General features: G+C 43.2%; 7 protein-coding genes. 2 read left to right on the top strand and 5 right to left on the bottom strand.

All coding sequences use genetic code 11. The annotated features are described in order from the left end of the window. Positions 1–185: 185 nt before the first annotated feature. The 4 genes from BKB51_RS01335 to BKB51_RS01320 form a co-directional block, all read right to left on the bottom strand. The gene (locus tag BKB51_RS01335; RefSeq protein WP_085899294.1) at positions 186–506 is read right to left on the bottom strand and encodes a DUF3088 family protein; all 321 of its coding nucleotides are present in this window, start codon (positions 504–506) and stop codon (positions 186–188) included. A gap of 40 nt (positions 507–546) precedes the next feature. Then, positions 547–1020, bottom strand: a complete 474-nt coding sequence (locus BKB51_RS01330) for a VOC family protein (RefSeq protein WP_085899293.1) — start codon at positions 1018–1020, stop codon at positions 547–549. 138 nt (positions 1021–1158) lie between these two features. Then, a complete protein-coding gene (locus BKB51_RS01325) occupies positions 1159–2865 on the bottom strand; it encodes an EAL domain-containing response regulator (protein WP_085899292.1) in 1707 nt (568 codons plus the stop codon). A 98-nt stretch (positions 2866–2963) separates the two neighbouring features. Next, positions 2964–5192: an ATP-binding protein gene (locus BKB51_RS01320; protein WP_085899291.1), complete on the bottom strand. Its 2229-nt coding sequence runs from the start codon at positions 5190–5192 to the stop codon at positions 2964–2966. Between the two features lie 229 nt (positions 5193–5421). On the opposite strand from BKB51_RS01320, the gene BKB51_RS01315 reads away from it, so the two are divergent. Both BKB51_RS01315 and BKB51_RS01310 read left to right on the top strand, forming a co-directional pair. Further along, on the top strand, positions 5422–6678 hold the full coding sequence (locus BKB51_RS01315) for an ABC transporter substrate-binding protein (protein ID WP_198946594.1): 1257 nt from the start codon (positions 5422–5424) through the stop codon (positions 6676–6678). Positions 6679–6687: 9 nt separating this feature from the next. Continuing rightward, complete coding sequence (locus BKB51_RS01310; RefSeq protein ID WP_085899290.1) at positions 6688–8583, top strand: sensor histidine kinase; 1896 nt, start codon at positions 6688–6690, stop codon at positions 8581–8583. 61 nt (positions 8584–8644) lie between these two features. On the opposite strand, the gene BKB51_RS01305 is transcribed toward BKB51_RS01310, so the two are convergent. Continuing rightward, entirely contained in the window at positions 8645–12661 is a 4017-nt protein-coding gene (locus BKB51_RS01305; protein WP_085899289.1) for a DNA topoisomerase, read from the bottom strand. Positions 12662–12842: the final 181 nt, after the last annotated feature.

The following is a 12842-nucleotide window of genomic DNA, read 5'->3' as shown; positions in this document are numbered from 1 at the left end:
AGGTTAGGAAATCGTTTATATCGATCATAAACGTTTAATTTTGGGCGCAGCCCTTTCCGCGAACATGGAGGCTTAATTAAAGCCAAGAAATTTATGCCATGAAGAAAAGGGAGCGTCAATATAGATTGAACTAGATAGGTCTAGGACATAGAGGGTTAAGCCAGAGATATTTAAGCCTTAAATAATTAAGGATGCGGTGCAGCGCCACCAAAGTGATCTGACAGATAGGTGGTAATCTCTTTGGGGTCGGTCAGCGTTTCAGATCCATTGATTATGAGAACCGGAAGCCATTGCTTTTCTTGTCCGAGAAATTCGATCACTTCAGTTCTAGGTTTCGCATGATCAATACGCCTGACTTCGATATGATCAAGCCAATGAGGATTAACCAAAAGTGCTCCTTCGATCATTGCACAGTGAGTGCAAAACCAACCGTCTTTATTTGTTGAAGGAAGATCCTTGTCTTCAAATGGCATTTTTAGAATAAAAAGAACAGGTTTTGTCACCATAAATTTCTGTGTCCGGTCTTTAAACTTGTTGGGTTATGGCTTATTGAGGCGGATTTCCTGCAGGTATTCCGACACAGATGATGTACCCATCAGGATCCCGAAGGTAGAGTTCGTTCATGCCATACCACTGTTGAAAAGGACCTTTTACAACAATGTCTTGAGGGGCTTTGTTCAGGATTGTTTCTGGATCCAAGCCACGGAAGTAAATAGTTCCCGATGGAGTAGGGGAGTTTTCGGGGCTATAGACTGACAATTCATCAGCCAGGCTTTGGGCTGTTTGAAGCATTATCTGCCCGCCAGATTGCGTTTCTTTATTATTATCGTCAGCTTTATTGTTTGAAGCGCTGTTTTGATTTTTCCACTCCAGTGTCGCAAAAGCTGCCCCAGCACCATTCCCTTCAAAGGAAACATCTTTTTGCGGGGAAACAAGGACAACAAGTTCCATCCCTAAAATGTCTCTATAGAAATTAAGGGATTTTTCTATATCCGTTACCATGAGGTTGGGGATAATCATTGATTACTCTCTATGTCATTTGCGGTTGGAATAAATTTTTGAAGAGCGCAATCATTACATCATATAAATGATGATGCAATTGTTTGAAAAGTTAAAGTTTTTCTATACGGTATAGTTACATATTATCCGGGTTACATATTATCCAGCCATTCGCTGGTTATGCCATGCAATAAACTGATCAGCGGGGACCGGGCGGCTGATATAGTATCCTTGGGCAGAATGGGCCCCCTGGCGTTTTAAAAACTGCAGGTGATCTTCTGTTTCTACCCCTTCACCTACAACATGAAGGTCCAAGGCTTTCCCGAGTGAAATAACCGCGGTAGCAATACCAGCATGTTCGGGATCTTCCATAATATTGGCAATAAAAGAGCGGTCAATTTTAAGAACATCAAAGGGAAGTCGCTTTAAGTAAGTCAGGGATGAATAACCTGTACCAAAATCATCCAGGGCAAAAGAGAAGCCCATATCTTTGAGCTCTAGCATTTTGGCGGCGGTTTCTTCTATATCAGCCAACATAGCACTTTCAGTTAGCTCTAATTCAAGTCGCTTTGGGCTGGTATTGGTTTCTTTGATAATCTGCTCTATGGTCTTTACAAAGTTTGGCGCATGGAATTGCTTGGCACTTATATTTACTGAAATTCGCGGGATTTTCGGGAAACTATGAAGTTGTTCGCAAGCAGTTCTGAAAATCAAAGCGCCTAGGGGATGAATCAAGCCGCTTTGTTCTGCTGAGGGAATAAAATCAAGGGGGGAGATTAACCCTTTTTCCGGATGTATCCATCTGACAAGTGCTTCTGCCCCCAAAACTTGGCCTGAGTTCACACACACCTGCGGCTGGTAATATAACTCAAACTGTTTTGCCGGTATGGCTTTGCGAAGATCATTCTCTAAAGCTAATTTGTATTTGACTGATTTTTCCATTTCTTCCTGAAAAAATCTGACAGTATTGCGCCCTGCCGCCTTAGCTTCATACATTGCTGTGTCAGCATGTTTTAATACGGTATCTGCACAGGTGGTATTCTTTCCTGAAAATAATGAAGCCCCGATGGAAAGACCTATGTGCAAAAGATGGTCGCCGAATTCAAACGGCAAGCTAAGCGCGTGAATGATTTCATCAGCAATCTGTTGCGCTTTAAGGGCGGCTTCTTCTTTATCTCTCGAAATTTCCGGTAGAAGAATGATAAATTCGTCGCCACCTGGTCGTGCTACTGAAGTGGTTTCTTTTAAAATACGACGAAGACGTTTTGATACTTCTATCAGTAGATTGTCGCCAACAGAATGCCCCAAGGAATCATTAATAATCTTAAAGCTGTCTAAGTCGAGAAAAAGTAAAGCGCTGTGACGTTGATGACGTGCGAACCTGATCAAGGTATGTTCCAGGCGATCTATTAAAAGGTTTTTGTTGGGTAGCCCTGTCAAGGCATCGTGATAGGCTAGGTACTGAATATGCTCTTCGGCTTTTTTATGTTTGAGAGAATACCGGATAGCCATTTCCACGGAATAGGGGGTTAGTTCTTGCTTTAAAAGGAAATCTTGTGCGCCTGCTTCCATTGCCTTCAAGTCTGCTTCGCGGTTATTTTCATCAGCAAGGAAAATTATGGGAACCATAATCTTGAGTTCATTAATGACATGATTAACAAATTCTATACCGTCTTGACCTGTTGATTTGTAATCTAGCAGAACGAGATCGTAACTTTCCAATTTTATCTTTTCGACACCTGTAATCAGGCTGGTGACCTTGTCATAACGATGAGTGTTATGGAAAGCCTTTTTCAGGCAACTTTTGACCAGAAGGTTTTGTTCCTGCTCATCTTCTAGGAGCAATATATTGAGCTGCTCTTCCATATTGGGCTTCCTGTGTAATTAATTCCTATAAAACAATTGGTCTTAGTTTTTTTTTGAAATTTATGTTGTCTGCTGATTAGTAACGGCGGTGCCTTTTTTTATGTGGGATGTATTGTTCTGGATGATGGAAATAAGAGTGTGATCTTGGTTCCGACATCAACCTTGCTGGCAACTTTTAGATTGCCACCAAAAAGTTTCATAAAGCTATGGCACAAGAAAAGACCTAATCCCGTTCCCTCGTGCTTTCTGGGGTGTACACGGTCTGTTTGGTCAAAAGCTTGCATTGCGCACTCAAGGTCCTGTTCGGACATTCCCATTCCGGTATCTTCTACTGTTATAATAAGGGCGTTATCTTCTTTAGTCGCTGCTTGAACAAGAATAGTTCCCTGTTCTGGAGAATATTTGATTGCGTTGGAAATCAGGTTATTCAAAATTTGTATTACAGCCCGTTTATCGCCCTTTAAATTGGGGAGGCCTGGGGAAATTTCCATTTTGAGATTTTGTTGAGAGCTTTCGGCCATTAGCTCTAGTTGTCTAAATGATATCTCGATAAGTTCTTTTATCTCTAAAGGCTCTTCCGTTAGTTCATATTTGCCTGCCTCAATCTTGGATAGGTCAAGAATATCGTTAATCAGGCTGATCAACAGGGTTCCGCTATTATGAATATCACGCACATATTCTTCGTATTTGGGGTGTCCTAATTTCCCAAACGTTTTACCAAGCATGATATCACTAAATCCAATGATAGCAGTAAGAGGTGTTCTGAGGTCATGGCTCATATTTGCCAGAAAATCTGATTTCGATTTATTGGCACGTTCTGCCGCGTCGCGCGCTTTTTTTAACTCGTACTCAGCCTTCTTGCGTTTGGTAATATCTGATGCTGATCCTCTATAGCCTTTGTACTTGCCTGCGTCGTCATAGAGAGGGATACCATTAATCAGAGCGTGATAAATTTTACCGTTTTCGCCGCGGTATCTGTAATGAAAATCCTTGATCTCTTCGCGATCATCAATCGCTTGTTGATATGGATACCAATCTTCAGATGTCATGGCATCGCCAGCCAGCTCTTGCCGGGTCATTCCCTGTATGTCAGTGAATTTTCGCCCCCGGTAACCCAACTTTTTACTGGCTGATTCCCAAACGATACGGCCCTTTTCGTCTGTTTCCCAAAGCCAGTCTGATGCTGTTGAGGCAAATTCTCTAAACCTCTCTTCGCTTGTTCTTAGGCGGCGTTCAACTTTCTCCAGTTCATTGACCATTGAATTAAAAGAGTGGACGAGATCATTGGCTTCTTTGAGAACGAATGTGTGAAATGAAGGTACTCTTGCGTTCAATTTACCGGATGCAACATCCCCTGCTGCGTGAACGACAGCCTGCATCGGCATTGATAGATAACGTGCCAAAAGCCAACTGACGAGTGCAGCAGCTATCACACCAAGAAGCGTAATAATTACAACTGCGGTTTTTACACCATTGGCGCGTTCTTCAAGCTCTGATAAAGGTTGAGGGATCATGACCCCCCACCCAATTTTGGGTAACGATGTGAAGCCTGCAATCATATCGGCCTTTATTGCAGGGGAGTAAAAGGTAGTTACCCCTGTCTGAGCAGCCATCATAAGAGCAACGGGTCTGATGTCGGAAATATCTTTGATCTCATCCTGCCATAAGGAATTAGGGTGGGAAAGAACCTGCCCCTTGTGATCAACAATTGCTGCGTGACCGAGTTTGCCGAACGAAATTTTCTGTCCAATATCAACAATATAATCAGTCTCAAGGCCACCAATAACCAAAGATCCATCAAGATCAGATTTTATTAGGTATATTGTTGGTTTCCCATGAGAGTTATGAAAGGCAGGGGAAAAGAAAACGTGATCAGGCAAGAGTTTCGCGCGTTCTATATCCAGAGATAGTTTGGCCAACATGTCCTGGGAGAGATGGCCGTTGTTCTTGATCGATGTTTTCCCCTGTTGATCTGTATTGATACTGAATACACGCCCTGTCTTGTCTGTTATACAAATATGATTGAAGTTGACGATTTTCATAAGATCACCAATTTGCTCGGCGGACTTTTTTGTTTGCAGATATTGGGCGGAAACTCGGAAAATCTGTTCGGCGTCGCGGGCATAACGATCTAATGCGCCCGTCAGGTTTTTTGCTAATAGCAAATGTTTGTCTTCAGTTGCCGAATATTCATTTTCAATTGCAGTTTTTTGGGCCCATGCTGCGAGGAAGAAAACAGGTATGGTTGAGATAAGGGTAAACCCTACAAAAAGTATGTGATGCAGACGAATTTTCTTTGGGCTTATCTTCTTGCCACCTGTATCCATTAAGGTACCCCGATTATCCTTTGGATGGCCGATCCCACGCGATATCGCGATAGAATAAGTATCAATGTTTCTAATTCTACAATCTAGGGATTTCTAATTCATTAATGCGCAACCCATGATGATTGTTAAGGTGTTGTTTTATTAACATCCTATAAAGAGCAATGAGATAAGATGGTTTTCTTCTAAGAGTGATTCAGGGAATTATTTCAATTAAAACAAGGCGCTATTAATGTCACTTAAAGGATTAAGTGCTTTCAAGGAAATTTCATTTAAAAAGCTATTCTTCATTGGTTTTTGCTGTTTAGTTGCTGGCATAGCTAAACCTGTGTTTTCTCAGGAAACATCAAATACGGTTAAATTTAAGACGAAAAACGAACTGGTTTTTGGCATGTCGACCGCGTTGTCCGGTCCTGCCGCTGAACTTGGGAAAAATATGCGCCTTGGGGTGCAGATCAGGTTGGAACGGGAAAATAAAGCCGGGGGAATTGGTGGACGTAAAATCAGATTGATTGCCTGGGATGACGGGTATGAGCCTGAACGCACAATCCCGAATATGCGAGATCTTATTAATCAGGAAGAAGTTCTCGCCGTTATTGGGAATGTTGGGACACCGACAGCTATATCGGCTATTCCGATTGTGAACGAAGAAAAAACACTCCTGTTTGCACCTTACACTGGTGCTGGTGTCTTGAGAAAAAATCCCCCTGATCGCTATGTCATAAACTATCGCGCTAGCTATGCGGAAGAAACATCAGCCATGGTGAATGCCTTGATTAAGGAAGGTGGGTTGAAACCAGAAGAGATTGCTTTTTTTACCCAAAGAGACAGCTATGGAGATGCGGGGTATATCGGTGGTATAAATGCCCTGAAAGAACATGGGCTGCAATCTGAAACGGATATCGTCCATAGTCGGTACGAGAGAAACACACTGGTCGTTGAAAGTGCGTTAGCCGATATTTTGCTCGCAGATCCTGTTCCAAAAGCGATCATTATTGTCGGTGCGTATGCTCCGTCAGCAAAGTTTATGAAGCTCGCCCGCAAGGTAGGACTAGAGTCACTTTTTCTTAATGTATCTTTTGTCGGGAGTGCACCACTGGCCAAAGAACTTGGCAATGATATGAAAAGGGTAATTGTGACACAGGTTGTACCCTATCCTGAAGATCTGTCTGTCCCAATTGTGCGCGCTTATCATGACGATATGAAGTTTTATGGCAGTGGCCGAAATGTCTCTTTTGGTAGTTTAGAGGGATATATCGCCATGGAGATCTTAATCAAGGCGATGAACAATATCGAAGAGCAGCCCAATCGCGAGAATATTATTGATACCCTTGAAAATCTTGGAAACTTTGAAATTGGTTTGGGACATAAACTGTATTATGACCGGGAAAACCATCAAGCAAGTCACAGGGTTTGGTCAACAATTTTAAGGCAAGGTGAATTTATTCCCTTCAATTGGAAAAACATACCATCACTATTGGTTCCTTAGGGCGTATTAATGATCGAAGATAGTCATGTTAGAAGAATAAAACGAATGCTGTGGGCACTCATCGGTCTGAGCATCTTTATTCCTCTTGTGGTCAATCTTTTTTTGGGGTGGGGCGTTGTTAATCAACAGGAACAAAAAGGTGTATTAATAGAGCAAGAAAAAACGTTTAACGAAGATGTTTCAAATATTAATGAAAAGATACGGACTGGTATATTTGAGATTGAGAGGTTGTTGGAAGCATCTGAGCGAACGAAACCTGTTGAGGGAATCAAGGCTATACGAGGACTAGAAGTTGCTATCAATGGCTTGCCTACTAATGATAATGCGGAACTCAAACAGCTCAAAAATTCACTTAAAGAACAGTCAAAAAAACTTCTTGGTGTTCTTTTTAAAGCGGCGGATTGGCGTGGTCGGAATGATCGGGTATTTGAAGATATCAGTCGCGATGTGACGTTGAATGATGTTCGCGGCCAACTGACCAAAATTCAAGTGCTCATTAATGCTGTTATTGGGAAATTACGGCTGGATATGGTGCTTTCGTTGAAAGAGTATGAAAGAGGCAAAAAAGGCAGAAACTCAAAGCATGCCGTTGATGCAATTATTCGTGAACATAAAAATCTCTTAAGTCGGAATGTTGGAAATCTTTTAACTGAACTGGCGGACCTACAAAGGTTGGTTGAGGTTCTTTCCGGAGAGAAAGATTATGACCGTCTATCGGATATAAAAGATAATCGCTTAAAACCGAGTTTAGAGCGCCTTGAAAGGGCTGTTCGTTCTATCAATCTTGGCGCCAATGTGAATAGCGACCTAGATAATGAATTGGCGTTGCTCAAAGTAAAGCTCTTGGGAACTGAGTATCTTGGTGAGGTCACATCTAAAAGAGATATTGGTGTCAGTCTTTATTCCGTTATGTATGATTATTTGGGCTTACAGGTTCGCAATAAAGAGTTACGCGATGAATTAAGTGGAATCCTTGTTAATTTGGATCAGGATTGGGTTTCGTTTGTTAATACAACACGCAAATTACACGAACTCTCTGTTGTGAAGTCGGATGAAAATTTATCGAAGACGTGGATTACAGTTTCATTGATCAGCTTTTGGGGAGGCTTAATTTTTCTTATTGTGATCTGGTTGATATTCAAAGCGGTTTCAAAACAGGTTGATACACTTGGTCATTTGCGGCGTCAGGCCGAAGCTGCCAATCAGTCCAAAGATAATTTTCTGGCATCAATGAGCCATGAATTGCGGACACCTTTGAATGCGATTATCGGTTTTTCTGAGATAATGAAAATGCAAGCATTCGGTCCCTTGGGAAATGATAAATACATCGAATATTGCCAGGATATAAAGCGGTCCGGGGCACACCTTCTGGATATCATTAATGATATTTTGGATGTTTCTGCAATTGAAGCCGGTTCGTTTAAAATAAATGAAGGGGAGTTCGTTTTTGAAACAACTTTGAACGAAGCCGAGTTGATGGTCAAGCTTCAGGCTACTGAAAAAAATGTCAAGCTTTGCAGTGAAGTTAAATACGAACGATTGGTGCTTTTTGCTGATGAAAGATTAGTTCGGCAAGTTATTATGAACTTGCTGGTAAATGCTGTAAAATTTACTCCAAATGGTGGCACGATTTGTATTCGTGATAGCTTTCAAGAAAATGGCGATTACCATCTTGTTATCATTGATACAGGTATTGGTATGGATGAAGAGGGAATGGAAACTGCGTTAACACCATTTGGTATGGTTCGGAGTGCCTATGACGATAATACAAAAGGAACTGGTTTGGGGTTACCATTGGCCAAACGGATGATGGAAATTCACAGCGGAACCATCGAGATAAAGTCCGAACTTGGCCAAGGTACCGAAGTAACACTTATCTTCCCATCCGAGCGTGTTCGCGGTTAAATTTTCTCCTGGATTTATAGAAAATAATCACTTGATGAAGGACAACGGAAATTTTTTGGTTTTACTGAGGTTGTCCGATCAAAATGATCCGTTCTGAGGCAGTTAATAGGCCTTTTAATAAAGTATTTCTGAACGTGATGTCTTTGGTTTCTGAAGAGGGTGATACAGAGTTCTCGAGCGGAAGGATAAGGACAGTTGCCGGAGATAGTTGGTCCCGGCTTTTGTTGGCAGGGAGAGCGTAGGCGAGGTTAAGGTTATCCAGTTCCCCAAAAGAAAAATCGTGATTTTTCCCGCTAAATTCTATCGTAACCCGCCCGTCGTCTAAATAGGATTTTTCAGCACCAGTCGTGGGGATTTCATCACGGGTGATATCTTTGATAAAACCAATATCGCCTGTCATTAAATCTTTTTCGCAATCATTCTGTTGCAAAATGACTTTGTCGCCAATTTTATAGCGCGCCCCAAATTTTTGCAGATTTAAGCCATGCTGTTGATCATTTAACAGATTCTGAAGTTGAAACGTCAAGTTTTGCGGCCCGATCATGCCTTTGGCCATGCTAATGACCTGAATGTCTTTTATCGGGTTGTATTTAAAGCTTTTGGGTAAGCGGTTTTTGATGACTTCGACTAGTTTACGTTGTGCGTCCTGCTCATTCTCAGCTGTAATAAAATAGAAGCTACCAGGATTTTGTGTGTCAGAACTATAGTCGATGTCCCCGCCCGTGCTTAGTGTAAGCGTGTTTTGGGCAAGCTTGTTGCTTTGAAAGCTTGCGGATAGTTGATCAAGAGCAATCTTACTATGATCAACTGATTTAAGAAGCTTATCGAGTACCCGGCCAGTGCCGGGGAAGAAACTACCTGGAAAAGTTGTGGGTAAATGATTTTTCATCAACACCAGACTTGCACTCTCAGGCAGAGCGTCCAGTACAGAAAGTAAGATTGAACGGTCCAAGAGATCTGCCTGATCAATAATCAGAAGCTCGCAATCCAGTGGCTTGCGTGCGGTTCGTTTGTAACTTTTACTCTTGGCATTGTATTCAAGTAGTTTGGTTACTGAAACTGTATCTGTATCCAGTGCAGAATTTGTTGTTTTTAACTGTGTAGAGGATGGAACCGCGACGACAGTGGATATGTTTTTTGCTGTGACGATTTTAGCAAAAGCTTTTATAACGTCATCTTTACCAGTTCCGTGAATGGCTTCCAGGATGGTGAACTTTCTTTCCAGCAGTTTGGCAACGGCACCTTTTTGTTTTTCGGCGAGAACAATCTTGTCGCGGTTAATAACCCAATCAATTGCTTTTTGGGTATCTATCTCTCCCCAGGGAACAGTGCCTTCTGAAAATGTGTTCAGACGCTTTTTGATTTTTGTATCTACCTGCCAATCTTGTTTCAGGATCAAGAATTCGTGTGAGTTCCCAGTTGTATTTTTTTGGGCATCTTTTTCTTTGAAGGCATGTATATGTTTGGCTTCAATCTCTTTTGCCAGAGCCTGTTCAAGAATATCAGCAGGGATTTCCAGGCGCTTATGCAGGAGAGCCAAAAGGTTGTTTTTTTCGCGTGCATCAGCGGCCTGAGCGAGTGCGTAATACAAGGCTGCGCCAGCTCGTTCTATAGAGTGCGCTTCCAATCCAAGTCGGTGCGCAATACTATCGGGTACATCAAAGGGAATAGCCTTTACATCGCGAACGATACAATAGGGATTGCCTTTTAATTTCGCGATAGTGTCTTGTCCAAAACAAGTAAAAAGTCGATAGGCCCTAGCAGGATCAACACCGTGGTTATGCAAGAAGGTCGCAATTTCCGAGAGTGTTTTTCTTTCTTCTGACCATTCTTGCAGAAGGTTAACTTTCCCTTTTGGCAGGGATGTTTCTGTCGCAAGCTTTTCCGGTGCTTCAATGATTACTTTCAGCGTATCGGTTCCAAAGCTTTCGACCAATTGTTTTGCTGCCTTTGCCCCGAGCCCTTTGATCATGCCGTCAGAGAGCTGTTTTTCAAGGTTTGCGAGAACTTTTTCCGGGCTTGGCCCTTTGCCGCCGAGATGTTCGTCCAAAAACTCACGACAAACATTAAAATCGGATGTATAGCCCTTGGGAAGTTTTAACCCCTTGTTTTGGGCAACGGACTTTGCCGTTTCCTTCATTTTATCCGTTGGCTTGCCTTTACCCGCATTTTTTGGCATTGCCACGCCTGTGTTGATCTTGGGCGCGGTAGCAGCACTGGTTTTGAGGATGCTGATAAGGCGTTCTGTATCATTGCCGATATCGTCCCAAACCTGCCGAGCCGTCTGTTTCCCTTCGAGCACGTCGTCCATGTTCATTTCCCACATGGCGGTAACACCGGGGTCAACCAGTTCCGGGGCTGCTGCTTTCAGGGTTTTGAACAGGGTCAGACCTGCGTCGGTTGGAACGATATGTTTTCCACTTTGGGCCAGAAAGTTTTGTAGTTTTAGCCCGGTAATTACCGCTGCACGTGTGGCCGGTGTGCCGATACCCTTAGCTTCTTTTAGACGTTCTTTCAGGTCTTTGTTTTCAACAAACCGCCAGGCATTCTGCATGGCGTCGATCAAGGTTCCCTCGTTGTAGCGTGGGGGCGCTTTGGTTTTCTTGGTATCCGTTGTCACGGGGGACAGAACGGCAATGTCTCCGTCTTGAATAGGGGGAAGTTCACCAGCATGATCTTCCTTCTTTTCCATGACATCGGTATAGACGGCTTTCCAACCTTGTTCTTTGGGGATATTACCTGTCACTTTGAAATCGAGAATGTTCTCTTTTTCTTGACCTGTCTCTTCATCAGGCAAAGTTACCGGGGCTTCCATAGATACACTGGTCGATTCATAGACGTAATCAGGCATCAGGATCGCGAGATAAGAACTTGCAACCAGATCGAACATGCGTTGTTCATCTTGGGTCAGGCGTGCATAGATGACTTCTACGCGATCCATGGTGTTTTTATTGGGGACAATCGCGTGGTGCGATACACCCTTCAAACCTGCATCAGAAAAGTGGCCGGATTTTCCTTTGCGCACTTCGGGAGATGACAGGTCAATCCCCTGATATTGCGGAAGCTTGGTCAGTCCCTGAATGATTTCGCCGATGTCTTCTATCTGGTTTTCTGCCAGATAACGGGATTCAGCACGGGGGTAGGTCTGAATTTTTTTACCTTCCCCATCGTAGAGTTCTTGAGCAATATTAAGCGTCTTGTCGGCGCTCCATCCCCAGCGGCGGGCGCATATTTTTTGTAATTCTGGCAGATCAAGAAGGCGCGGTGGTTTTGTTTTCTTGATCTTCTTTTCTGTTTTGAGTGGACCTTCAAAGCCTTCGACAGCTGCGCGGAGTTTTTCAGCCTTTTCCGGGTTCAGAATACGGTCTTTGGGGGCGTGACGAAGGTCCAGTTCGCCACTTTCAGCCTTTGCCGTCGCGACAAGATGGTAATAATCCTGCGGCGTAAAATCCAGAATTTCCAATTCGCGCATACAGACGATTGCCATGGTCGGCGTCTTTACACGACCAATACCTATTGCGCCGTATTGTCCGGGTTGTTTGAGGGCAACGGTAGCGGCACGGGTTAGAGACAGGTTATAAACCTGATCCGCTTGCTGACGTACAACTGCTGCTTGGCCCAGATTATGATATTTATCATTGGGTTCCAGATTATCAAAAGCCTGTCGCAGGGTCTTTTCGTCCTGCGCTGTGAACATGGCGCGCTGAACCTGACCTGCAAATTTATAGTGCCGTAAAATCTCTTCACCAATAAGCTGCCCTTCGCGGTCACAGTCGGTTGCGATGATGACGCGTTCGGCTGTCTTAAGAGCTTTGGCAATGGCTTCCAGTTTGCTTTTTGCTGAAGGCGAGGCATCAGGGGCCGGACAGGTTGGATAGAAATCATCAGGCTTGAGCAAGTCAAATGACCACCGTCCCCAACTGCTTTGAATTTGTTGAGGTTCCTGCAGGCTTAACAAGTGTCCTTCCGCGGGAAGAATTTGCCCGTATTTACTGCCGATTGCCGCTTGAACGTCGCGCTTTTGCGAGGTTTTTTCCGTAATAATAATGGTGGACAATCTGAAACCCTTTACCGTCACTCAACTCTCCTATGCTTTTACCGTAAAGAAGGGCGTGGGATAAAGCCTCTCTTTTTAAAAAGTTTGCGTGTTGAGGGTTTGATTGGTTTTTTCCTCTAAATGGATTTCTTCACAAAATTCCAGATGAATTGTTTGGTTTGCCTGTCAGCTATAAAATAGGGGCGGGGAAGTGGGCGTGATT

The organism is Kiloniella majae (assembly GCF_002118315.1).
In the GTDB taxonomy this organism is placed as follows: Bacteria; Pseudomonadota; Alphaproteobacteria; order Kiloniellales; family Kiloniellaceae; genus Kiloniella; species Kiloniella majae.
This window is presented reverse-complemented; position numbering and strand designations above follow the sequence as displayed.

What these genes read in the sequence shown, in the direction of transcription:
- BKB51_RS01310 (WP_085899290.1), top strand. Translation starts at nt 6,688, where the DNA reads ATGATCGAAGATAGTCATGTTAGAAGAATAAAACGAATGCTGTGGGCA.
- BKB51_RS01320 (WP_085899291.1), bottom strand. Translation starts at nt 5,192, where the DNA reads ATGGATACAGGTGGCAAGAAGATAAGCCCAAAGAAAATTCGTCTGCAT.
- BKB51_RS01330 (WP_085899293.1), bottom strand. Translation starts at nt 1,020, where the DNA reads ATGATTATCCCCAACCTCATGGTAACGGATATAGAAAAATCCCTTAAT.
- BKB51_RS01315 (WP_198946594.1), top strand. Translation starts at nt 5,422, where the DNA reads ATGTCACTTAAAGGATTAAGTGCTTTCAAGGAAATTTCATTTAAAAAG.
- BKB51_RS01325 (WP_085899292.1), bottom strand. Translation starts at nt 2,865, where the DNA reads ATGGAAGAGCAGCTCAATATATTGCTCCTAGAAGATGAGCAGGAACAA.
- BKB51_RS01335 (WP_085899294.1), bottom strand. Translation starts at nt 506, where the DNA reads ATGGTGACAAAACCTGTTCTTTTTATTCTAAAAATGCCATTTGAAGAC.